This window comes from Nocardia concava NBRC 100430, from assembly GCF_000308815.1.
GTDB classification, from domain to species: Bacteria; Actinomycetota; Actinomycetes; order Mycobacteriales; family Mycobacteriaceae; genus Nocardia; species Nocardia concava.
This window is the reverse complement of record NZ_BAFX01000124.1, coordinates 142,740-165,573: the sequence shown is the minus strand read 5'-3', so window position 1 is coordinate 165,573 and position 22,834 is coordinate 142,740. Positions and strand designations below refer to the sequence as shown.

Here is a 22,834-nt window from a genome sequence, read left to right as displayed (position 1 = left end):
ATCGACCGGTTGTCGATTGACCAGGAGGCCACTTGCGGGGAAATCACCTGGTCGACGACGATCTGCCGTTCACCGTCGACCGTGCCAGCGGCGTGGCCCTGGCCGCGCAGGTGGCGGACGGGCTGCGGCGGGCCGCCACCTCCGGGGCCCTGCGCGGCGGGGATCGGCTGCCGTCCTCGCGGGAGCTGGCCAACCGGCTCGGGGTGAGCCGGACCGTGGTCACCGCCGCCTACGACCAGCTGCACGCCGAGGGCTGGCTGGACGGCCGCCACGGCTCGGGCACCTATCTGACGGCCGCGCCCGCACCGGCCAGCGCGCACGCCGACGGGCCCGAGCGCGTCGATCCGCGGGCCGGACTGCTGGATCTGGCCGCGGGCGCGCCCTCCATCGAGGTCATCGACACCGCCGCGTGGCGCCGCGCCTGGCGGGCCGCCTCGGACCGAATGCCCTTGATACGCAAGGACCGCCGCGGTGAGCCGGAGTATCGCGAGGCCGTCGCCGAACACCTGCTGCGCCATCGCGGGCTGGGCGCGGGCAGTGGCACCGCCGTGCTCGCCACCGCCGGAACCGGTTCGGCCGTAGGCGAACTCGCCGCCGCCCTGCTGCGACCCGGCGATGTGGTGGCCATCGAGGATCCCGGATATCAGCGTGCCGCCGGTGCTTTCCGCGCGGCGGGCGCCCGGCTGGTTCCGGTGCCCGTCGACGCCGAGGGCCTGCGGGTGGATCTGCTGCCCGAGGACGCCCGCATGGTGTACTGCACTCCCGCACACCAGTTTCCGCTCGGCGCGCGCATGCCCGCCGCCCGCCGCGTGGCCCTCATCGAATTCGCCCGCCGCACCGGCGCACTCGTGGTCGAGGACGACTACGACGGCGAATTGCGTTACGACACCGCGCCGCTGCCCCTGCTGGCCACCCTCGCCCCGGATGCCGTCGTGCACCTGGGTACCACCAGCAAGATCCTCACCCCCACCCTGGGCGTCGGCTGGCTGGTCGCCGAACCCGCCGTCACCGAAGCCGTGCTCGGCTATCGCGAACTCACCGGCACCAGTCCCGCCCCGGCAGGTCAGCAGGTGGTGGCCGAACTGGCCCGCCACGGCGACCTGGCCCGGCACCTGCGCCGACTGCGCCGCGACATGCCGCACCGCCGCGCCCTGGTGGTGGAGGAACTGCGCGGCCGCGGTCTGGAAGTACGCGGCGACGACGCCGGATCACACGTGTTCGTCCCGCTCGCCTCGGCCGAGCAGGAGGATCGCGCGGTGGCCGCCGCCCGTGAACTCGGCGTCCACCTCGACGCCCTGGCCCGCTACCACGTCGGCCCCCGCCACACCTTCGGTCTGTCCCTCGGTTATGCCGCCCTGCCGGCCGCGGACCTGCCGAAGGCCGTCCGGTTGGCCGGGGATGCGCTGAGCCGAGTCGTACAGTGGACCGCATGACCGAAAAGGACATCCACGCCCGCATCAAGGACCTCGTGGACCGTGAGCACGAGCTGCGCTCCAAGACCACCGGCGGCCAGCTCGACCCGGAGGACGAGCGCCGTCAGCTGGCCGAGATCGAAGTCCAGCTCGATCAGTGCTGGGATCTGCTGCGTCAGCGTCGCGCCCGCCTGGATCAGGGCCGCAATCCGGATGAGGCCGAGGTGAGCTCGGCCCGGCAGGTCGAGGGCTACCTGCAGTAATACTCGAGCACTCCGGCATCCGGTGGCCGTCTTCCAGGTGCGGCCCCCGGATGCCGGATTGTTGTGCGTCGAGGGCAATTGTTGTATCCGGAGGGCATAAGCCCCTGGGAGCGCCCGGGGGTTGGGCTTACGCTTTTCAGATGGTGGCAACGACAGACATCACGACCGCGGACGGAACCGTTCGCGGACTCCGGGGCCGCCGCGTTTCACGCTGGCGGTCCATTCCTTTCGCGGCGCCTCCGGTGGGAGAACTCAGGTTCCGCGCGCCGCGGCCGGTGCAACCGTGGAGTGGCGTACGCGACGCCACCGGATTCGGTTTCGCCGCAATGCAACACCGCGACGGTGCGCGGATCGGGCCGCGGCAGGCGCAGCCGACCGGTGAGGACTGCCTGACGCTCAATGTCACGGCACCCAACGACCCGTCGGCATCCCCGCGCCCGGTGATGGTGTTCATCCACGGCGGCGGCTACATGATCGGAACCTCCGCGCTGCGGCTGTATTCCGGTGCGCGGCTGGCGCTGCGCGGCGATGTGATCGTGGTGTCGGTCAACTACCGGCTGGGTGCCTTCGGATACGTCGACTTCGGCGAATACTCCACGGACGACACCCGATTCGAGTCCAATCTGGGGCTGCGCGATCAGGTCGCGGCCTTGGAGTGGGTGCGGCGCAATATCGGCGCGTTCGGCGGCGACCCGAACAATGTCACCATCTTCGGCGAATCCGCCGGTGCGCACGCGGTGCTCGCGCTCATGTGCACGCCCGCCGCGGCGGGGCTGTTCCATCGCGGCATCGCGCAGAGCGCGCCCGCCGACTGGGCGCCGACCCAGGCCGAGGCCCGGCTGTTCGCCCGGCGCTGTATCGACGAACTCGGTGTCGCCCCCGAGGACGCCGCGAAGACGCTGCTCACGGTCGGCGCCAACGACATTCGCCGGGCCGTGGACCGCGCGGTCACCAAGGTGATGCACGAGCAGCCGGGGCTGTTCCCGGTCGCGCCCGTGGTGGACGGCGACTACCTGCCGTCCCCGCTCATCACGGCCTTCACCAACGGCACCGCGCACCGGGTGCCGCTCATCATCGGCACCAACCGCGACGAGGCCACCCTCTTCGTCCGCTTCGACGACACCCTGCCCACCACCCCCGACCGCATGCGCTGGCTGCTGCGCCACGTCGATCAGGCCATGGACGCGGGCGGCGACAGCCCGATCTTCATCAAGCTCGGCCAGACCATGCCGACCTCGCCGGAACGCCTGCACGAGGCGCTCGCGGATTACGGCGCGATCGTCGAAAAACGGGTGACCGCCGCGTATCCCGGGTTCCCCGGCAAGAAGGCCACCGTCCGCATGGGCGGCGACTTCACCTTCTGGCGGCCGTCGGTCCGGGTCATGGAGGCGCACAGCCGATTCGCGCCCACCTACGCCTACCGCTACGACTTCGCCCCGCGCGCAATCCAATTGGCGGGCTTCGGAGCCACCCACGCCCTCGACCTCATCCCGGTCTTCGGTGCGGTGGATTCGGCGTTCGGGCGGGCCATGACCGCCGCGGGCGGGCATCGCGCGTTCCGTTCGGTGTCGCGCCAGTTCCAGGACAACTGGCTGGCCTTCGCCCGCAACGGCGCACCGCTGCCGAACTGGCCCGCCTACACCGAGGACCGGCGAGCCACCATGATCATCGACGCGCCGTCGCGAGTGGAGATCGATCCGGAGCGCACCAAACGCCTTGCCTGGCAAGGGGTCCGGATACCGGCCCTCACCTGAGCGAAATCACCAGGGCGTACCCGACAGGCCCATGTCCGCCAGCGCGGACCGGGCCAGCGCGGTGAGCGCGTCGGCTGTCGGAATGGCCTCCGGGTCCAGGCTGACCAGCGACAACGTATAGGTGTCGGCGATCCTGGTCAGGTACCCGGACAGCCGGGTGCGGGGCAATGCGTCCGATCGCAGTCCGGGATGGATGGCGCGGGCCGCCAGCCCGGTGCACGCGTGCGGTCCCAGCGCGAGCAGGGATTCGGGCAGGTTGCCGATGTTGGAGCACAGGATGTCCCGCTCGCCCGCGCCCTTGGCCAGCCGATACGCCCAGCGGTCGGGCACCACCTGCAGGATCTCCTCCGGAATGCCGCCGGGACTGGTCATGCGGTGCTCGTAGGCGTTGCGGGCCTTGCGCCGCAGGCTCGCCGGGGTGTCGTCGCGGGTGATGGCGACCTCGGTCATGGACATGTCGTTGTCCACGCGCGGCTCGTCGCGGGTGTCGACCGGCAGGCTGGCGGCAATGGTGTCGCCGGGAAAACCGCTGGCCCACAACATGTTCGCGATCAGATGGACGAACAGGCTGTTGGCTGTGCCGCCGTGCGAGACGGCGACACGATTCCAATCGCGGGCCGGAATCGCGAGCACCGCACCGCACGTGGCCGCGCTCGAACTGCCGGACCGTGCCTTCCGGTCGGGCGTCGCGGTCGGCCGGTCCGGAATGCCGCGCCGCAGCGCGCGGGCCGTCCCACCCAGGACCGTGGCCCACATGCGCCGCGCGTCCGCCCAATCCGAGTGGCCCGCAACGGGTGCCGCGAGCGGAATGCCGGACAGCGCGTTATCGATGGCCAGGGTCAGCGCTCGCCCGTCGGCCAGCGCGTGCGAGCAGGTCAGCGCCACCACGCAGCCGCCGTCGTCGAGTCGCGCGGCCGAGAGCCGCCAGCCCGGGCCGGTCTCCGGATTCAGGTCCGCGCCCTGCCGGTCGGCCCAATCCAATACCGCCCCAGCCGGAATCGGCTCCTGGACCATGGTGAACGGGTACGCCGACTGGTTCGGCTGCCAGCGCGGACGCGCACCCGGCACCCGGGAGCGCACCACCCGCCGCCCGAGCGGACCGGTGCGCAGATCGCGATGCACCCGCCAGAGCAGGGCGGGATGCACGGGTTCGGCGGTACGCCAGAGTCCCTGCAGGACGATCGGGGTGCCCATGCCCCGATGCGACCGCAGGAAGATCTCGTCCAGCACGCTCAGCCGATCCATCGAACCGCAAGCGTACCGATCGGTTGCATGTACCGCTGCCGCGCGTACTCGGGGGTTGCGCTCGAGTACATCCGCCCTGCTCGGGCCGGGCAACTGAGGCGTCAGGCCGGGCGGCCGTGGCGGCCCGCGCCCGAGGCGAAGCGCTGCGCGCCGTCCAGGGCTCCGTCCATCAGGGCCTTCATGCCGTGGCGCAGTTCGTTGGCGATGGCCTCGGACTCCTCCAGGCCGTTCTGCTCCAGCACCGACAGGCGGTCCGAGCGCAGGCAGGTCTGCGGGAGCGCGGCCAGCTCGAGCGCGAGTTCCTCGGCGGCACGCCGGGATTCGCCCGGCGGGACCACCCGGGTGACCAGCCCGATCTGCAAGGCCTCGGTCGCGCCGACCGCGCGCCCGGTGAGGATCAGGTCCATGGCGCGGCCCTCGCCGATGATGCGCGGCAGCCGCACCGTGCCGCCGTCGATGAGCGGCACGCCCCAGCGGCGGCAGAAGACGCCGAAGGTGCTGTCCTGCTCCGCGATTCGCAGATCGCACCAGAGCGCGAGTTCGATGCCGCCCGCGACCGCGTAGCCGGAGACGGCAGCGATGACGGGCTTGGACAGCTTCATGCGGGTGGGGCCCATGGGGCCGTCGCCGTCCTCGGTGACGGCGTTGGAGCGTTCGGTGCCAAGGGCTTTCAGGTCCGCGCCCGCGCAGAAGGTGCCGCCCTCGCCCCACAGCACGGCGACCGCAGCGGTCGGGTCGGAGTCGAAGTCGCGGAAGGCGTCGGCCAGGGCTTTCGCGGTGGGGCCGTCGACCGCGTTGCGGGCTTCGGGGCGATGCAGGATCACGGTGTAGACGGGGCCGTTGCGCTCCACTCGTACTGTCACCCGCCCGACGGTACGCCGTAAGCCCAGCGGCGCGCAGCGCCTCCGTTGAAGGGTGGTGGTGGGTGACGGGTGGGCTTGCGTCAAGAAATGAATCGATGGTTCACTTCTTGCATGGCGTATCGCAGAACCCCCGCTGTCCAGGCGCGCCTGGACGCCCAGGCGGGAACGATCGTGCGTGCCGCCATGACCGTGCTGTCCCGCGACGGCTTCGCGGGACTGTCCATGGCCGCGGTCGCCGCCGAGGCCGGGGTCGCCACCGGCACGGTCTACAAGAACTTCAGCGGCAAGGCCGAATTGGTGACCGCCGTCTTCCGCGAGGTGGTCACCCGCGAAGTCGAGGCGGTCGCCGAGGCCGGGGCCGCGGGAGCGGGCCGCACCGCCCGCGACCGGGTCACCGCCGCCGTCGAGACCTTCGCCGGCCGCGCGCTCAAGAATCCGAAACTGGCCTACGTGCTGCTCGCCGAGCCCGTGGATACCGCGGTTGACGCCGAGCGCCTGCGCTTCCGCCGGGCCTTCGCCGAGACCTATGTCAACGCGATCGCCGACGGCGTCGCGAATGGCCAACTGCCGCCGCAGGATCCGCTCACCTCGGCCACCGCCCTGGTCGGCGCCATCGGCGAGGTGCTGGTCGGCCCGCTGTCGGAGCGACTGGAGAGCGAATCGGTGCTGCCCGAGCTCGTCGCCTTCGCGCTGCGCGCGCTCGGCGTACCCAACGCCGCGCCTTCGAACGCTCTGCCTCCCAACGACTAGGAGTCACCCCCAATGCACACGCACGACGTCTTCAACCAGGTGCCGCCCATCGTGCCGTTCGACAACTCCCGCAATCCGGCGCTGATCGAGGGTCTGCACCGGGAGGGCGCGGGCTGGGCCGAGGCCGAGGTGCGGGAGCTGGGTGCGCTGGCGGGCGGCGCGGCCGCGCAGGAGTGGGGGCGGCTGGCCAACGAGTACCCGCCGGTCCTGCACACCCACGACCGCTACGGCAATCGCATCGACGAGGTGGAGTTCCACCCGTACTGGCACAACCTCATGGAAGTCGCTGTCTCCCATGGCCTGCACGGCTCGCCGTGGCAGGACGACCGGCCGGGCGCGCACGTGGCCCGCGCCGCCAAGTTCTACACCTGGGGTGTGGCCGACGCCGGGCACATGTGTCCCATCTCCATGACCTACGCCGTGGTGCCCGCGCTGCGCCACAATCCGGAACTGGCCGCGAAATACGAGCCGCTGCTGGCCTCGCGCGTCTACGACTTCGGCCTGCGCGAGCCCTCCACCAAGGCCGGTCTCATCGCCGGCATGTCCATGACCGAGAAGCAGGGCGGCTCCGACGTCCGCGCCAATACCACCACGGCCACACCGCTTTCCGACGGCAGCTACCGCATCGTCGGCCACAAGTGGTTCACCTCGCACCCCATGGGCGACATGTTCCTGACCCTGGCCCAGGCGCCCGGCGGACTGTCCTGCTTCCTGCTGCCCCGGGTGCTGCCCGACGGCACCCGCAACGCGCTGCGCATCCAGCGGCTGAAGGACAAGCTGGGCAACAAGTCCAACGCCTCCTCCGAACTCGAGTACGAGAACGCCATCGGCTGGCTGGTCGGCGGTGAGGGCGCGGGCGTAAAGACCATTATCGAGATGGTCAATATGACGCGACTGGACTGCGTGATCGGCTCGGCCACCGGCATGCGCACCGGCGCCGTCTTCGCCACCCACCACGCGCGGCACCGGCAGGCCTTCGGCAAGAACCTGGTGGACCAGCCCGCCATGCGGAATGTGCTGGCGGACTTGATCATCGAGTCCGAGGCCGCGACCACGGTCATGATGCGGCTCGCGGGAGCCACCGACCGCGCCGACACCGATCCGGCCGAGGCGGCGCTGCGCCGCATCGCGCTGGCGGTCACCAAGTACTGGGTCTGCAAGCGCGCCCCCGCGCACGCGGCCGAGGCGCTGGAATGCTTCGGCGGCAACGGTTACGCCGAGGAATCGGGCATGCCGCGGCTGTACCGCGAGGCCCCGCTCATGTCCATCTGGGAAGGCTCCGGCAATGTCGCCGCACTGGATGCCTTGCGCGCCATGGCCCGTCAGCCCGAAACCGTCGAGGCTCTGCTCACCGAGGTGAACCTCTCCCGCGGCGCGAACCGCCACCTCGACGCCGCCATCGACCGAATCGGCAAGGAACTCACCGACTTCGCCGACATCGAATACCGCGCCCGACGCCTGGTGGAACTGATGGCCCTCGTCCTCCAGGGCGCCCAACTGGTCCGCCACGGTCACCCGGCGGTCGCCGACGCCTTCTGCGCCACCCGCTTCGGCGGCGACTGGGGCATCGCCTTCGGCACCCTGCCCACCGGCGTGGACACCGAAGCCATCCTCCAGCGCGCCTACGTCGACTGACTCAGCCGAAGTCGAGGCCCTGTTCGGTCAGGGCCTCGCGCAGCACACGGATGGCCTTGGGGCCCATGCCGTGCAGGGCGAGCAGGTCACGCTCGGGCACCCCGGCCAGTTCTTCCAGGCTCTGGTATCCGGCGGCCGCGAGGGCGCGGGTCGCGGGTGCGCCGATACCGCGTGGCCAGGTCGAATCGCTCATGGCCCGAGCCTAGGACGCGTCGGTCGGGCGCGGGGAGGGTGGCGCGCCGTTGTAGAACGTGTTCTACTTTCTGGCGTATTCGTAGGAATCTCAGGGGGTTGCGCGTGACTGTGAGCAAGGGGCCCTTGGCGGGTGTGCGGATTGTGGAGCTGGCCAGTATCGGGCCCGGGCCGCATGCCGGGATGATGCTGGCCGATCTGGGTGCGGATGTGGTGCGGGTGCAGCGGCCCGGGGATGGGTCCGCGGTGGGGCCCATGCGCGCGCAGTTGCGTGGGCGGACCATTGTGCAGGCCAATTTCAAGGATCCGGACGATATTGCCGCGGTGCGCGGGCTCATCGATAAGGCCGATGTGGTTATCGAGGGGTACCGGCCGGGCGTGGTCGAGCGGCTCGGGCTGGGGCCGGAGGAAGCGCTCGCGCGGAATCCGCGGCTGATCTACGGGCGCATGACCGGGTGGGGGCAGGACGGGCCGCGTGCCGATCGGGCCGGGCACGATATCAACTACATCGGGCTCACCGGTGCGCTGAATGGCATCGGGCGCAAGGGGGAACGGCCGCTGCCGCCGATCAATCTGCTCGGCGATTACGGTGGCGGGTCGGTGTTCCTGGTGCTCGGCATCATTACCGCGCTGTACGAGCGGGAACGTTCCGGGCAGGGGCAGGTGGTGGATGCGGCCATGGTGGACGGCGTGCTCACGCTGGCGCATTCGATCTGGACGCTGCACCAGGGCGGGGTCTGGTCCGACGAGCGCGGCACCAACCTGCTCGACACCGGAATGGCCTGGTACGACACCTATTCGACGGCCGACGGCAAGCACCTCGCGGTCGGCGCGTTCGAGCCGCAGTTCTACTCCGAACTGCTGCGCGTGCTCGAGCTGGATCCGGGATCGCTGCCGCACCAGATGGATCCGGCCGGACAGGATGTGCTGCGCAAGGTTTTCACCGAGAAGTTCGCGAGCAGGACCCAGGCCGAATGGGCCGAACTCTTCGACGGCGTGGACGCCTGCGTCACGCCCATTCGCACCTGGACCGAGGCCGCCCAGGACGAACACCTCAGGGCCAGAGGCTCTTTGATCGAGGTGGGCGGCATGCTGCAGCCCGCCCCCGCGCCCCGGTTCTCGCGCACCCCGCCGCCGACGCCCGCCCCGGCGCCGGAGGCGCTCACCCCCATCGATGAGATCTGGGTGTAGCGAACCGGAGGATCAGTCGCCCCGTCATCTCCGTCATTCCGGCGTGCTTTTGGCCGGAATCCACCGCTCGGGGTGTGGATCCCGGCCAACAGCATGCCGGGATGACGAGCGGGGATGACGGGGCGCTGGTCAATCTTCCGGGCTAGGCGGTGCCGCCGTTCACCCGGATGTTCTGCGCCGTAACCCAATTCGCCGCATCACTGGCGAGAAACGCTACGACAGCTGCGATCTCACTCGGTTTGCCCAACCGGCCGAAGGCGCTCATGCCCTCGAGCCGCCCCAGGAACTCGTCGCTCTTGCCGGTGCGATAGGTCTCGGTCTCGGTGGCGCCCGGGCTGACCGCGTTCACCGTGATGCCGCGCGGCCCGAACTCCTTGGACAGGATGTGGGTGAGCTGTTCGACCGCGCCCTTGGTCGAGTCGTAGACGGCGTAGCCGGGCAGCATGAGCGCGGTGGTGGAGCTGGAGATGGTGATGATCCGGCCGTTGTCGGCCATCCGATCCCAGGCCAGCTGCATGCCGTGAAAGACGCCCTTGACGTTCACGGCGAAGCTCAGATCGAATTCCTCGGAGGTGATCTCCGGAAACGGTTTGGTGATCGCGACGGCCGCGTTGTTGACCAGGATGTCCCAGCTGCCCCAAGTGGTCAGCAGCCGGTCGACCATGGCCGCGTACTCGTCGCGGTCACGCACATCGGCGGCCAGCGCCAGCGCCTGGCCCCCGTCCGCCTCGATCTTCGCGACCACTTCGTCGGCGAGCTCGGGCGTGTGCGGATGATTGATGCCCACTCGGACGCCCTGCGCAGCAAGGGTTTCCGCGATGGAGCGGCCGATACCGGTGGCGGCGCCGGTGATCAGGGCGGTCCTCATTACTCGTACCAGTAGTCGAGCCAGATCTGCGCGCCCTCACCGAGATTGGCCTTGAAGCCGCCCTCGCCGCGCAATCCGGTCAGGTCGCCGGTGCCGGAGCCGGGAATCACGAACCACTCGCCGCTGACGATATTGTCGGCGACGGTGCCCGCGTCCTGCAGCAGGAAGGTGCCGGACTTGCCGTCCACCGATCCCGTAATGCGTTCGATGCCAACGAAACTGGCGGTGCCGTCGGGGGAGGAGGACTGCAGGAACTCCACCACGCCCTCGCCCTCGATACCGCCGGAGAAGCTCTCCTCCACATGGATTCGGGTGAGGACCGGGCCCTGTTCGGGCTCTTCGTAGGGGACAGGCTCGTACTTGTGCACCGCGATGGTGCCTTCGACGCGAATCTTCTCGCTCATTGCTCGCCTCTTGTTCAGGAATGCGCCGAAAAGGGCGCATGGGTATCCTCCCTCACCTTCGGGCGGTGCGCGGGGTTCATCAAGCCCGGAATCCTGTTGTATCCAGAAGCTCGGTTAATGAATGTCCGCCGACACCCACGCGTTGCGACCAAGGCCACGCTTCCGGGCGCGGCCCAGCGGTAATAGCGTCGGGGCATGCCTCGTACAACGACGTACACCCAATGGATCGCCCTCCCGCCGAAGCAGTTGTGGAGCGTGCTCGGCGATCCGGCGCGCTGGCCCGAATGGAATCCCGCCGTGAGCGCCCTGACGTTGCACGCCGCGCCCGGCGCGGGGGTCACCGGCGACTATCTGCCGCGCGGGCGCGTGAACGAGGCCGTGCACGGGCGGCTGGCGAAACCGTTCGTGCTGTCCACCTTCGTGCCCGAGCACGAGATCACCATCGAACAGCCCGAACCGGCGGGCACCATGCGCATGCGCTGGGTGCTCACCCCGCGCGACGGCGGCACCGAACTCAGCCAGCAGCTCACCTTCAGCGGTATCTCGGGCGCGACCATGCGCAAGGTGGTCGGCGATCTGCTCGAGACCGACACCCACACCTGCTTCACGCGGCTGGCTAGGCTGGCCGGGCTCGAGCCCGCCGCCGACGCGCTGACCGTCGTAATCGCCGGTGGCACCGGCGCATTGGGGCGCATCCTGGCCGCCGACCTCGCCTCCCGGGGCCAGCGCGTGGTCATCCTCACCCGGCACACCGTGGCGGAACTGCCCTACCCGCAATACGAATGGGACGGGCGCACGGTCGGCGCGTGGGCCGACGCCCTACGCAATCCCGGCCGCACCGCGGTCATCAACCTGGCGGGCAAGCTCGTCGACTGCCGGCCCACCGCACGCAATATCGCCGAATTGCGCCGCAGCCGAGTCGATTCGACGCGGGCTCTCGTCGAGGCGTCCAAGACCCTGGACCGGCCGATCGACCATTGGATCCAGGCCAGCACCACCGCCATCTGGTCCGACGCCGGGGAGACCCGCTGCACCGAGGCCACCCCGCTGCCCGAACCCGGCCTGCCGCAGATGACCGGCGTGGCCGCGCCCTGGGAGGCGGCCTTCGACGGTGCCAATGCCGCGCACTGGACGATCCTGCGCACCTCCATCGTGCTGGATCCGGACGCGCCCGCGCTGAAACGCCTGGCGGCCCTGACCAAGGCGGGACTGGGCGGCAGCGTCGGCAACGGTCGGCAGTGGTTCAGCTGGATCCACTTCGAGGACTGGCTGGCCATCGTGCGGGCCGGGCTCGGCCTGGATCCGCGGGTGAGCCTGCCCAACGGCGTGGTGGTCGCGGCCACGGACTTCCCGGTCCGCAACAAGGAACTCATGGCCACCCTGCGCAGGCAGCTGCGCCGCCCGTGGTCGCCGCCGACTCCCGCGCCCGCGCTGACCATCGGCGCGATCTTCCTGCGCACCGATCCGGCGCTCGGGCTGACCGGGCGGCACGCCACCTCCGAGGTGCTCCGGCACAACGGTTTCCGCTTCCGCTACCCGACCCTCGACGAGGCGCTGTCGAACCTGCTGCCACGCTGATCGCGCCGTCCTGACAACCGAAAAGTGTGATCTACGACAAACTGTCGTATTCGGATGTCACGTTTCGAGGCCCGCCGGCGTCTGTTGTTCATGAGTACCACCGCGAACCGCGCCGATGCCGCCGACCAGCGGTATCACTTGGCCGCGGGCCTGAAACGCTCCATCAACAAGGTGTTCCCGACGCACTGGTCGTTTCTGCTCGGGGAGATCGCCCTCTACAGCTTCATCATCCTGCTGCTGTCCGGGGTCTACCTGACCCTGTACTTCGAACCCTCCATGACCGAGGTCGTCTACGAGGGCTCGTACCAGCCGCTGCGCGGCGTGCAGATGTCCGCGGCCTACCGCAGCGTCCTCGACATCTCCTTCGACGTGCGCGGCGGGCTGTTCGTGCGACAGCTCCATCACTGGGCCGCCCTGCTGTTCCTGGCCTCGATGATCATCCACATGCTGCGGGTGTTCTTCACCGGCGCGTTCCGCAAACCGCGTGAGGCCACCTGGGTGGTCGGCGCGATCCTGTTGATCCTGTCCATGTTCGAGGGCTACTTCGGGTATTCGCTGCCGGACGACCTGCTCTCCGGCACCGGGCTGCGTTCGCCGCTGGGCGGCATCACCATGGCGGTCCCGGTCATCGGCACCTGGACGCACTTCTTCCTCTTCGGCGGGGAATTCCCGGGCACCGTGCTGATCCCGCGCCTCTACATCACCCACGTGCTGCTGTTCCCGGGAATCATGCTGGCGCTCATCGTCACGCACATCGCGCTGGTCTGGTACCAGAAGCACACCCAGTTCCCCGGACCCGCCCGCACCGAGCGAAATGTGGTGGGCGCGCGCATCATTCCGGTGTTCTCGCTGGATCAGGGCGCGTTCTTCGCGTTCACGCTGGCCACCGTGTCACTCATGGGTGGACTGTTCCAGATCAACCCGATCTGGAATCTCGGCCCCTACAACCCCGCTCAGGTGTCGGCGGGCTCGCAGCCCGACTTCTACATGATGTGGACCGACGGCCTGGCCCGGCTCATGCCGCCGTGGGAGATCTACCTGGGCAACTACACGATTCCCGCGCCCTTCTGGGTGGCGGTGATCATGGGCCTGGTGCTGGTGGTCATCCCCATCTATCCGTGGATCGAGAAGCGCCTCACCAAGGACACCGCCCACCACAATCTGCTGCAGCGACCGCGAGATGTGCCGGTGCGCAGCGGAATCGGGGCCATGGCCATCGCGTTCTACCTGGTACTCACCTTCGCCTGCGTCAACGACATCATCGCCTTGAAGTTCGATATCTCGCTCAACGCCACCACCTGGTTCTTCCGCATCGCCCTGCTGGTGCTGCCGCCCCTGGCCTACTTCGTGGCCTACCGGTTCTGCCTGGGCCTGCAGCGCAGCGACCGCGCGGTGCTCGAACACGGCATCGAGACCGGCATCATCAAGCGACTGCCGCACGGCGAATACATCGAGGTCCATCAATCGCTCGGCCCGGTGGACGAGCACGGACACCCAATCCCCTTGGCATACCAGGGCGCCGCCGTCCCGAAGAAGATGAGCAAGCTCGGCTCTGCGGGCAAGCCCGGAATCGGCGGCTTCCTGACCGCCGACCCACCCGAAGAACGCGCGGCCCTCGACGCCGTCCATCATCATGAGGAACAGGCACAGCTCACCATGCTGAAGACCAAGCAGGACACCGGGAGTCGGCAATGAACCTCCGAACACACACCGACGAAGCCGAATTCGGCCTACTGGTCCCCGCCGCCACCGTCTACGACATGGTCTCCGCCCGCACCGTCCAACACCTCCTACGCGAAAACGGAGTCCGAGCCACCCTCGGCCGCACCCGCATCCACCGCTGGCGAAACCTCAAGGACCGCTTCCAAATCCTGGTCTTCCCCGAAGACGCCGCCCGCGCCTACGACGTCCTCTCCCGCCACACCAGCTGACAGGACTACGCGACCTTGATGGTGTGCGGGCCGACGCTGAGGGTGATCTCCACTCGTCCACCCAGCGCTTCGGCATAGGCCCGGAGAGTGTCGAGTTCCATGGCGCCGAGATCGCCGTTCTCGATTTGAGATACGCGTGACTGAGAAACACCGAGTACCACGGCGATCTCGGACTGGGGCTTGCCCAGGGTTTTGCGGAGCTCCTCGAGGTGATAACCCGCGACGTAGGCATCTAGCTGCGCCGACGCCTCGGCACGAACTGCCGGATCCGCCAGTTCCGGGTGTAGGTGATGGGCTTCCGCCTTGATGTCTCGCCAATTCCGCGCAGGGCTCATGACCTCTGTTCCTTCTCCACGTCTTTCTCGGTTCGATAGTCGGCGTATCGGCGCTCGGCCAACGGAATCGCCTCCTCGTACCAGCGAGACCATCTTCTCGCCTTGTCGCCAGCAACCAGAACGATGGCTTCGCGATCAGGGTCGAAGACGAACAGCATTCGGATCTCCGACTGACCACAGGAACCAGGCCTGAGTTCCTTCAGATTGCGTAGTCGGCTGTGCTCGAGGGTATCGACGAGAGGCCGGCCCAACACCGGGCCTGCCTCCGCCAGCCTGTCCAGCGCCTGCTCGACCAAGGCGGCGGCCCCGCCTTGGTGCTGGCCGTGGTCGCGCTCGTCACCGGCACGTGCGCTGTGCTGCGCCCACGGCCGGCCGCCTAGAGCTTGGTGAGGGTGCGGCTGAACTTGGGGATCAGGCGGATCTTGCCGGCTGTGCCGAAGTCGATGGTGACCGTGGCGAGGTCGCCGAAGCCCTCGGCGGCGATGACTCGGCCGAGGCCGTACTTGTCGTCGTTGACGCGGTCGCCTACGGCCAGTACGAGATTGGTGTTGTTGCGTTTGGCGGCTGCTGCGGGGGCGGGGCGGCGGTCGCCGCGGCCGCTGAGGCCGGGGCGTTGGTCGGACCAGCCGTCGCCGCGGGTCCAGTCGCGGTCCAAGCCATCGTCTTCGCCGCGGCGGCGGAAGCCGCGGGAGGTTTGGGAGGGGGTGGGCTCGAGGCGGCGCCAGTCCATGAGGTGGCCCGGGATCTCCTGCAGGAAGCGGGATTCCGGGTTGGAGACGGGCTGGCCCCAGCCGGAGCGGACCACGGCGCGGGTGAGGTACAGGCGCTTGCGGGCGCGGGTGATGCCGACGTAGGCCAGGCGGCGCTCCTCCTGGAGCTCGGCGGGATCGCCCAGTGCGCGCATGTGCGGGAACTGGCCGTCCTCCCAGCCGGTCACGAAGACCACCGGGAATTCCAGGCCCTTGGCGGTGTGCAGGGTCATCAGCGTGACCACGCCGGAACCCTCTTCGGGGATCTGGTCGGCGTCGGCCACCAGCGAGACGCGCTCCAGGAACGCGGCCAGCGAGCCCGGCTCCGGTTCGCCCTCGGCCTGCTCGGGAATGATGCCCTCGGCCCGGGCCGCCTCCACATTGTTGCGCGCCTCGGAACTGAATTCGCGTGCGACGCTGACCAATTCATTGAGGTTGTCCAGCCGCGCGCCGTCCTGCGGATCGTCGGAGGCCTCCAGCTCGGCGCGGTACCCGGTGCGATCCAGCACCGCCTCGACTATCGAACCGACATCCGGGAAGTCCATATCGGCCTGCGCGCCCGCGGCCCGGATCTCGTCGAGCAGCTCCAGGAACCCGCCGATCAACCGCTGCGAACGCGAATTGAGCAGCGCCACCTTCCCCTCGGCCGCGTCCCGAAGCGCCTGTGCGAAGCCGATATTCCGCTGCTCGGCATGCACCGCCACGCACGCCTCCGCGCGATCGCCGATGCCGCGGCGCGGGGTGTTCAGGATCCGGCGCAGGCTCACCGCGTCGTCCGGATTCTCCAGCACCCGCAGGTAGGCCACGATGTCGCGGACCTCCTTGCGCTCGTAGAAGCGCACGCCGCCGACGACCTTGTACGGCAGGCCCATTCGGATGAAGATCTCTTCCAGCGCCCGGGAATTGTTGTTGGTGCGGTAGAAGACCGCCACATCCGCGTAGTTGGCGTCGCCCTGATCGACCAGCTTGTCGATCTCCCGCGCCACGAACGAGGCCTCGTCGTGCTCGTTGTCGGCCACGTACCCGACGATCAGCTCACCGTCGCCGTGATCGGTCCACAGCTTCTTCTCCCGCCGCCCCTCGTTGCGGGCGATGACCGCGTTGGCGGCGGTCAGGATGTGCTGTGTGGAGCGGTAGTTCTGTTCCAGCAGAATGGTTTCCGCGTCCGGGAAGTCGCGCTCGAACTCCTCGATATTGCGGATGGTCGCACCGCGGAAGGCGTAGATGGACTGATCGGCGTCACCCACCACGCACAGTTCCGACGGCGGCACCCGGTTGTCGTCCTCCGGGGTGTCCGGCTCGTCGCCCCACAGGTTCCGGTGATGGCCCACCAGCTCTCGCACCAGCACGTACTGCGCGTGGTTGGTGTCCTGGTACTCGTCGACCAGCACGTGCCGGAACCGCCGCCGGTAGTACTCGGCCACCTGCGGATGCCGCTGCAGCAGCGACACCGTCTCGCCGATCAGATCGTCGAAGTCCAACGCATTGGCCGCGCGCAGCCGCCGCTGGTACTCGGCGAAGACCCGGGCCACGATGCGCGGCAGCTCGGCATCCTCGGTCTCGGCGTCGGCCGCGGCCTGCTCGGGATCGATGAGCTCGTTCTTGAGATTGGAGATGGCGGTGGCCAGCAGCCGGGGCGTGTACTTCTTCGCGTCGATATCGAAATCGCGAATGATCATGCCCAGCAGCCGCCGCGAATCATCCGCGTCGTAGATGGAGAAGTTGGTGTTCAGCCCGGCCAGCAGCGAGGCCTGGGTGCGCAGGATGCGCACGCAGCTGGAGTGGAAGGTGGACACCCACATGCCCGCCGCGCGCGGGCCGACCAGCCCGGCCACCCGCTCGCGCATCTCGGCCGCGGCCTTGTTGGTGAAGGTGATGGCCAGGATCTCGCCCGGGCGCACCCCGCGGGCGTCGAGCAGATAGGCGATGCGACGGGTGAGCACCGCGGTCTTGCCCGACCCGGCGCCGGCCACGATGAGCAGCGGGGTGCCGGTGTGCGTCACAGCGGCCCGCTGTTGTGGATTCAACCCCTCGAGCAACCGCTCGGTCTTCATATCGTCCCGTGCCACCGTCGTGTTGATCGCCACCGTCGTGTTCATCGCCCGTCCACGCTACCGGCGCGCACCGACAGACGGCGGACGGGATCGCACAGGTGTCCGATAAGTGCCGGTCCGGCGAACTTCCGGTGAATCGAATCGGCTCCGGATACTCAGAAGATTCACAAACGTAGTTGTTTTGCTTGGGTCACTCTGCGTGGCACACTCGTCGAATGACCGGCTCTATGGCGACGCATTGCACCTGAGCCCGACCACGGGGGGACAATGTATGGCCAACAGGTCTGATTCTTGGTGAAGAACCGATCGGTAACAGGACGGGTCCAACCACCGATCGACGTTCGGGACCACGAGGAGTTGAAAGTATGAGCATCTCGACGACGGGACAGTCCGAGTCCGCCACCGGCTCGGATTCCGCCCTGCCCTCCGAGGCTGAGATCGAAAAGCTGCGCTTGGAAATCGACAAGCTGGACGCCGAAATCCTCGCGGCCATCAAGCGCCGCACCGAGGTCTCGCGCATCATCGGACGCACGCGCATGGCGAACGGCGGGCCCAAGCTCGTCCACTCCCGTGAGATGAAGGTGCTGGAGCGATTCAGCGAGCTCGGCCAGGAGGGTCACACCCTCGCCATGCTCCTGCTGCGCCTCGGCCGCGGCCGTTTGGGCCACTGATCAATCCGACTCGTTAACGGACAGCACCGCCCGATCCGATACATCGAGCGGTGTGTCTTTCGGCGTGCCCACAGACCTTGCTGCATGCGGAGACCGGTGCAGCATCCCCAGGCCGCCCCGGGTGTTTCGACCCCGGGGCGGTTGTTTTCGTTCCGATGGGCAGAGCGTGCCTAGGGCAGGGCGATGTACTTGGTGTCGAGGTACTCCTCGATGCCCTCGAAGCCGCCCTCGCGGCCGAATCCGGACTCCTTCACGCCGCCGAACGGCGCGGCCGGATCGGAGATGACACCGCGGTTGACGCCGACCATGCCGGTCTCCAGACCCTCGGCGACCCGCAGCGCGCGATCCAGGCTGCGCGTGTAAACGTATGCGACCAGGCCGAATTCGGTGTTGTTGGCCGCGGCCAGACCCTCTTCCTCGGTCTCGAAGCCGACCACCGGGGCGACCGGGCCGAACACCTCCTCGCGCAGGATGCGGGCCGCGGGCGGAATATCGGTGAGCACGGTCGCGGGATAGAACCAGCCCGGGCCGCCGGGCGCCTTGCCGCCCAGCTTGATCTGCGCGCCCGTGGCCACCGCGTCGTCGACCAGTTCGCTCACGGTGTCGAGCTGGTTCTCGTTGATGAGCGGACCGAGCGTGGTCTCGGGATCGACGCCATTGCCGAGTTTGTACTCCGCCATGGCCGCCGCCAGCTTGTCGGTGAATTCCTGGCGAACCGAGTTCTGGACGTGGAAACGGTTGGCGGCCGTGCACGCCTCACCGCCGTTGCGCAATTTCGCCAGCAGCGCGCCCTGCACCGCGGCATCGATATCCGCGTCGTCGAAGACCACGAACGGGGCATTGCCGCCGAGTTCCATGGAGGTGCGCAGCAGGCCGTGCGCGGACTGCTCGACCAGCTTCTTGCCGACCGGCGTCGACCCGGTGAAGGTCAGCTTGCGCAGGCGCGGGTCCTCGAGCAGCGGGGCGGTGACCGCGCTCGACCGCGAGGTGGTGATCACCGACAGCACGCCGTCGGGCAGCCCGGCCTCACTGCACAGCTGGGCCAGCAGCAGCATGGTCAAAGGTGTTTCGCCGGCAGGCTTCACGATCATGGTGCAACCGGCGGCGAGCGCCGGACCGATCTTGCGGGTGCCCATGGCCAGCGGGAAATTCCACGGCGTGATGGCCAGGCACGGGCCGACCGGCTGCTTGTGCACGAGAATGCGGCCGGTCCCGGCCGGGGCGGGCTGGTAGCGGCCGTGAATGCGCACGGCCTCCTCGCTGAACCAGCGGAAGAACTCCGCGCCGTACTTCACCTCATTGCGGCTCTCGGGCAGGGCCTTCCCCATTTCGAGCGTCATGAGCAGCGCGAACTCCTCGGCCCGCGCGGTGATCGCCTCGAACACCGCGCGCAGGATCTCCCCGCGCTGCCGGGCCGGGGTCGCGGCCCATTCGGCCTGCACCGCGGCCGCCGCGTCGAGCGCGCGCACCGCGTCATCGGGCGTGGCGTCGGCGACCTGGGCGATGACCTCACCCGTGGCCGGATTGTGCACCGGGAACGTCGCACCCCCCGTGGCGTCCACCGGTCCGCCGATCCAGAGTTGCGTGGGAATGGATGCGAGTAATGCGGTTTCGGTCACCATTCCGCCAGCCTATGCCTCACCCTCGAATGTGACTCCTACGCTGGACGAATCCCGCGAATCACCAGTGGTTACCTGCGGGTCAGATCGGCGACGTTGTAACCTCGCCCGGGTGAGCAGCGACATCACCGCGTCGGCGGTCTGGCGGAAACTGCACGACCATCATGCGTCGATCGGCACGCGACATCTGCGGGAGTTCTTCGCGGAGGATCCGGCCCGCGGCGAAGAGCTGACGGTCCAGGTGGCGGACCTGCGCATCGACTACTCGAAGCATCGGGTGACGCGCGAGACCCTCGATCTGCTGGTCGAATTGGCGCACACCGCCGGGGTCGAGCAGCGGCGCGACGCCATGTTCGCGGGCGAGCACATCAATACCTCCGAGGACCGCGCGGTCGGGCACGTGTGGCTGCGACGGCCGGCAGGGGAACCGCTGCGCGTCGACGGCCAGGACGTCGAGACCGATGTGCACGAAGTCCTCCGGCGCATGGGCGAATTCACCGATCAGCTGCGCTCCGGCCAGTGGCGCGGCGCGACGGGGGAGCGCATCACCACCGTCGTGAACATCGGCATCGGCGGCTCGGACCTGGGCCCGGCCATGGTGACCCTGGCGCTGCGGCACTATGCGGACGCCGGCATCTCGGCCCGCTTCGTCTCGAATGTCGATCCGGCGGACCTGGTTTCGAAGCTGCACGGCCTGAACCCGGCGACCACGCTGTTCATCGTGGCGTCCAAGACCTTCTCCACCCTGGAGACGCTCACCAATGCCACCGCGGCCCGGCGCTGGCTGGTGGCCGCGCTCGGCGAGGAGGCGGTGGCCAAGCACTTCGTGGCGGTGTCCACGCACGCGCAGCGGGTGGCGGACTTCGGCATCGACACCGCCAATATGTTCGGCTTCTGGGACTGGGTCGGCGGACGCTACTCGGTGGATTCGGCCATCGGCCTGTCGGTCATGGCGGTCATCGGCAAGCAGCGCTTCGCCGAGTTCCTCGACGGAATGCACCGGGTGGACGAGCATTTCAAGACCGCGCCGCTGCACGAGAACGGTCCGGCGCTGCTCGGCCTGCTGGGCGTCTGGTACTCGAACTTCTTCGGCGCGCAGTCGCGCGCGGTGCTGCCGTATTCCAATGACCTGGCCCGCTTTCCGGCCTACCTGCAGCAGCTGACCATGGAGTCGAACGGGAAATCCGTTCGCGCGGACGGCACTCCGGTGTCGACCAGCACCGGCGAGATCTTCTGGGGCGAGCCCGGCACCAACGGCCAGCACGCCTTCTACCAGCTGCTGCACCAGGGCACCGTGCTGTGCCCCGCCGATTTCATCGGATTCGCCCGCCCCACCGACGATCTGCCCACCCTCGACGGCACCGGCAGCATGCACGACATCCTCATGTCGAACCTCTTCGCCCAGACCAAGGTGCTGGCCTTCGGCAAGACCGCCGAGGAGATCGCCGCCGAGGGCACCGACCCGAAGATCGTGCCGCACAAGGTGATGCCGGGCAACCGCCCCACCACCGCCATCCTGGCCCCGCAGCTCACCCCGTCGGTGCTGGGTCAACTCATCGCCCTCTACGAGCACCTCGTCTTCACCGAGGGCGCGATCTGGGGCATCGACAGCTTCGACCAGTGGGGCGTGGAACTCGGCAAGCAACAGGCGCTGGCTCTCGAGCCGCTGCTGACCTCGCCGGAAGACCCCGCCCCGCAAGGAGATTCCTCCACCGACGCGCTGATCGGCTGGTACCGCTCCAACCGTCGCTGAGCCCCGGCAAAGCCCGCTCCGGGGCCGTGAGGGCCCCGGAATGCACGAAAGGCGCGCCCGTCCGGGCGCGCCTTTCGTCTGTTCGTCTGCCGCTCAGTCCCGTTCGGGGCCGAGGGAGATGCCTCGGGAGGCCAGCCAGGGCAGCGGGTCGATCTTGTCGACGCCGTTCAGCCAGACCTCGAAGTGGCAGTGCGGGCCGGTGGAGAAGCCGCGGTTGCCGACGGTGGCGATCTGGTCGCCCGCCATGACGCGCTGGCCCTGGGAGACGGTCGCGGTGTCGATGTGGCCGTAGATGGTGACCGTGCCGTCATCGTGCAGCAGGCGGACCCACATGCCGAAACCCGAAGCGGGACCGGCCTCGAGCACGGTGCCGTCGGCCACCGCGTAGATCGGGGTGCCGATCGGGGCGGCGATGTCCACGCCCTGGTGGGCGACGCCCCAGCGGATGCCGAAGCCGGAGGTGAAGGTGCCCGCGGCGGTGAACTTGGTCCACAGCGGCCGGTACTTCGAGGCCTCCTGGTTGGCCATATCGGCGGCGAACTGCTTGCCCTTGGCCAGGATGTCGTTGAACTGGTCCAGGCTCGCGGGCGCGCTCGGGTTCAGCACCTGCGGCGAGCCGGGCGCACCGTCGCCGACCACCGAGGTGGCCGCGACTTCCTTGACCTGGTTGGCGGCCTGGTAGTCGACATTGCTGCTGTCGTGGCCACTGGCCTCGATGGTGGCCTGGCCCGCGGCCACGACCGCACCGGCGGCCACCGCGACGACCGCGGCGCGGCCCTTGAGCGCGTTGGGCGGTGCGGGCAGGCGATGGGTGCCGCCCGCGCGGCGCTTGCCGCCGACCCGGGTGGGGCGCTCGTCGTCGTCGGAATCCGCTTCGCGCGCCTCACGATTCACGCGCGCGCCGTCGCCGGAGAACTGGAGCTTCTCGCCGGACGCGGTCTTGAACGTGTAAACGGGGCGATACTCGTCGGAGGGGGTCGGGTCCGCGGACGGATCCCAGTTGGTCCGCGACCGCGCGGCCCAATCACTCGGATTCGGTGCGGCCCAGCCGTTCACGGTGGTCTGGGCGTTCCAGTCGGCCTCGGGCTGCTCGTCCCAGCTCTGCTGCTGGTCCCAGGCCTGCTGCTGATCCCAGTTCTGCTGTTCGTCCCACTGCTGTGCGGACTGCCAGGCGGATTCGTCCCAGGGCCGGGCGTTGTCCCAGCTCTGCTCGGAGTTCCAGGCCTGCGTGGCGTCCCAGTCGCCGTGGGCGACGGTGCTCTGTGCCGCGAACGGGGCGTCGAAGCTGGTCGCGCCGTAGGTCTCCGCGTCCTCTTTGTAGCGGTGGCCGCGTCGGGGCCGGTGTTGCGGAGCGTCGTGCTGCGTCAAGCCTGCCGTCCTCCTGTCCGTGACCGGGTTGTGACATCGACCGCAACGACGGTAACGAAACGATTGCGGCTCAGCAAGCGATGGACCTGGTTCGACACGCGGCTGTGACATTCATCACTCCGAGGGCGGGAATGTGCCCACTGTGCTTGGGGTAACCAACTGAGGTTTGTCAACGACGCTGCGTAGTAGCCGATGTCAC

Annotated in this window: 21 protein-coding genes; 11 read left to right on the top strand and 10 right to left on the bottom strand. The window is 68.8% G+C overall.

Going from position 1 to position 22,834, the window contains the following annotated elements; all coding sequences use genetic code 11:
• The first annotated feature begins 32 nt into the window (after positions 1–32).
• The 3 genes from pdxR to ON43_RS29850 all read left to right on the top strand — a co-directional run bounded on the left by pdxR (position 33) and on the right by ON43_RS29850 (position 3,429).
• Positions 33–1,433 carry a MocR-like pyridoxine biosynthesis transcription factor PdxR gene (gene pdxR, locus ON43_RS29860; RefSeq protein WP_245568804.1) on the top strand — a complete coding sequence of 467 codons (1,401 nt, stop codon included), beginning with the start codon at positions 33–35 and terminating at the stop codon, positions 1,431–1,433.
• Positions 1,430–1,675 carry a DUF2630 family protein gene (locus ON43_RS29855; RefSeq protein ID WP_040812962.1) on the top strand — a complete coding sequence of 82 codons (246 nt, stop codon included), beginning with the start codon at positions 1,430–1,432 and terminating at the stop codon, positions 1,673–1,675. The genes pdxR and ON43_RS29855 overlap by 4 nt, the downstream gene beginning before the upstream one ends.
• Before the next feature lie 140 nt (positions 1,676–1,815).
• On the top strand, positions 1,816–3,429 hold the full coding sequence (locus ON43_RS29850; protein ID WP_040812830.1) for a carboxylesterase/lipase family protein: 1,614 nt from the start codon (positions 1,816–1,818) through the stop codon (positions 3,427–3,429).
• A 6-nt stretch (positions 3,430–3,435) separates the two neighbouring features.
• On the opposite strand, the gene ON43_RS29845 is transcribed toward ON43_RS29850, so the two are convergent.
• The gene (locus ON43_RS29845) at positions 3,436–4,674 is read right to left on the bottom strand and encodes a hypothetical protein (protein WP_040812828.1); all 1,239 of its coding nucleotides are present in this window, start codon (positions 4,672–4,674) and stop codon (positions 3,436–3,438) included.
• A 101-nt stretch (positions 4,675–4,775) separates the two neighbouring features.
• Positions 4,776–5,537 (bottom strand): crotonase/enoyl-CoA hydratase family protein, encoded by a 762-nt coding sequence (locus tag ON43_RS29840; protein ID WP_040812826.1) that lies wholly within the window; start codon positions 5,535–5,537, stop codon positions 4,776–4,778.
• Between the two features lie 111 nt (positions 5,538–5,648).
• Between ON43_RS29840 and ON43_RS29835 the strand changes: the two genes are divergently transcribed.
• Both ON43_RS29835 and ON43_RS29830 read left to right on the top strand, forming a co-directional pair.
• The gene (locus tag ON43_RS29835; RefSeq protein ID WP_040812824.1) at positions 5,649–6,287 is read left to right on the top strand and encodes a TetR/AcrR family transcriptional regulator; all 639 of its coding nucleotides are present in this window, start codon (positions 5,649–5,651) and stop codon (positions 6,285–6,287) included.
• A 12-nt stretch (positions 6,288–6,299) separates the two neighbouring features.
• Positions 6,300–7,922: an acyl-CoA dehydrogenase family protein gene (locus ON43_RS29830; RefSeq protein ID WP_040812823.1), complete on the top strand. Its 1,623-nt coding sequence runs from the start codon at positions 6,300–6,302 to the stop codon at positions 7,920–7,922.
• A 1-nt stretch (position 7,923) separates the two neighbouring features.
• Here ON43_RS29830 and ON43_RS29825 read toward each other — a convergent pair whose 3' ends face one another.
• Positions 7,924–8,115, bottom strand: coding sequence for a helix-hairpin-helix domain-containing protein (locus ON43_RS29825; RefSeq protein ID WP_040812821.1), 192 nt, complete (start codon positions 8,113–8,115; stop codon positions 7,924–7,926).
• Between the two features lie 98 nt (positions 8,116–8,213).
• Here ON43_RS29825 and ON43_RS29820 point away from each other — a divergent pair, with 98 nt between their 5' ends.
• The gene (locus ON43_RS29820) at positions 8,214–9,305 is read left to right on the top strand and encodes a CaiB/BaiF CoA transferase family protein (RefSeq protein WP_040812819.1); all 1,092 of its coding nucleotides are present in this window, start codon (positions 8,214–8,216) and stop codon (positions 9,303–9,305) included.
• 142 nt (positions 9,306–9,447) lie between these two features.
• Here the strand turns inward: ON43_RS29820 and ON43_RS29815 are convergent, their stop codons facing one another.
• Positions 9,448–10,173, bottom strand: coding sequence for an SDR family oxidoreductase (locus tag ON43_RS29815; protein WP_040812818.1), 726 nt, complete (start codon positions 10,171–10,173; stop codon positions 9,448–9,450).
• Complete coding sequence (locus tag ON43_RS29810) at positions 10,173–10,577, bottom strand: DUF3224 domain-containing protein (protein ID WP_040812817.1); 405 nt, start codon at positions 10,575–10,577, stop codon at positions 10,173–10,175. Before ON43_RS29810 ends, ON43_RS29815 begins: the two co-directional genes overlap by 1 nt.
• 195 nt (positions 10,578–10,772) lie before the next feature.
• Here ON43_RS29810 and ON43_RS29805 point away from each other — a divergent pair, with 195 nt between their 5' ends.
• From ON43_RS29805 to ON43_RS29795, 3 genes are all read left to right on the top strand, one after another.
• Positions 10,773–12,155, top strand: coding sequence for a DUF1731 domain-containing protein (locus ON43_RS29805; protein WP_083913826.1), 1,383 nt, complete (start codon positions 10,773–10,775; stop codon positions 12,153–12,155).
• Between the two features lie 90 nt (positions 12,156–12,245).
• Entirely contained in the window at positions 12,246–13,850 is a 1,605-nt protein-coding gene (qcrB, locus tag ON43_RS29800) for a cytochrome bc1 complex cytochrome b subunit (RefSeq protein ID WP_040812958.1), read from the top strand.
• A complete protein-coding gene (locus ON43_RS29795; protein ID WP_040812816.1) occupies positions 13,847–14,086 on the top strand; it encodes a hypothetical protein in 240 nt (79 codons plus the stop codon). The genes qcrB and ON43_RS29795 overlap by 4 nt, the downstream gene beginning before the upstream one ends.
• 5 nt (positions 14,087–14,091) lie before the next feature.
• Here ON43_RS29795 and ON43_RS29790 read toward each other — a convergent pair whose 3' ends face one another.
• From ON43_RS29790 to pcrA, 3 genes are all read right to left on the bottom strand, one after another.
• Positions 14,092–14,421: a helix-turn-helix domain-containing protein gene (locus tag ON43_RS29790; RefSeq protein ID WP_040812815.1), complete on the bottom strand. Its 330-nt coding sequence runs from the start codon at positions 14,419–14,421 to the stop codon at positions 14,092–14,094.
• On the bottom strand, positions 14,418–14,717 hold the full coding sequence (locus tag ON43_RS29785; protein WP_051179432.1) for a type II toxin-antitoxin system RelE/ParE family toxin: 300 nt from the start codon (positions 14,715–14,717) through the stop codon (positions 14,418–14,420). The genes ON43_RS29790 and ON43_RS29785 overlap by 4 nt, the downstream gene beginning before the upstream one ends.
• Positions 14,718–14,797: 80 nt before the next feature.
• On the bottom strand, positions 14,798–17,269 hold the full coding sequence (gene pcrA, locus ON43_RS29780; RefSeq protein WP_040812814.1) for a DNA helicase PcrA: 2,472 nt from the start codon (positions 17,267–17,269) through the stop codon (positions 14,798–14,800).
• Positions 17,270–17,589: 320 nt separating this feature from the next.
• On the opposite strand from pcrA, the gene ON43_RS29775 reads away from it, so the two are divergent.
• Positions 17,590–17,895: a chorismate mutase gene (locus ON43_RS29775; RefSeq protein ID WP_040812813.1), complete on the top strand. Its 306-nt coding sequence runs from the start codon at positions 17,590–17,592 to the stop codon at positions 17,893–17,895.
• A 170-nt stretch (positions 17,896–18,065) separates the two neighbouring features.
• Here ON43_RS29775 and ON43_RS29770 read toward each other — a convergent pair whose 3' ends face one another.
• Positions 18,066–19,517 (bottom strand): NAD-dependent succinate-semialdehyde dehydrogenase, encoded by a 1,452-nt coding sequence (locus ON43_RS29770; protein WP_040812812.1) that lies wholly within the window; start codon positions 19,515–19,517, stop codon positions 18,066–18,068.
• 109 nt (positions 19,518–19,626) lie between these two features.
• On the opposite strand from ON43_RS29770, the gene pgi reads away from it, so the two are divergent.
• Positions 19,627–21,267, top strand: a complete 1,641-nt coding sequence (pgi, locus tag ON43_RS29765; RefSeq protein ID WP_040812810.1) for a glucose-6-phosphate isomerase — start codon at positions 19,627–19,629, stop codon at positions 21,265–21,267.
• Positions 21,268–21,360: 93 nt separating this feature from the next.
• On the opposite strand, the gene ON43_RS47075 is transcribed toward pgi, so the two are convergent.
• Positions 21,361–22,635 (bottom strand): M23 family metallopeptidase, encoded by a 1,275-nt coding sequence (locus tag ON43_RS47075; RefSeq protein ID WP_051179431.1) that lies wholly within the window; start codon positions 22,633–22,635, stop codon positions 21,361–21,363.
• Positions 22,636–22,834: the final 199 nt, after the last annotated feature.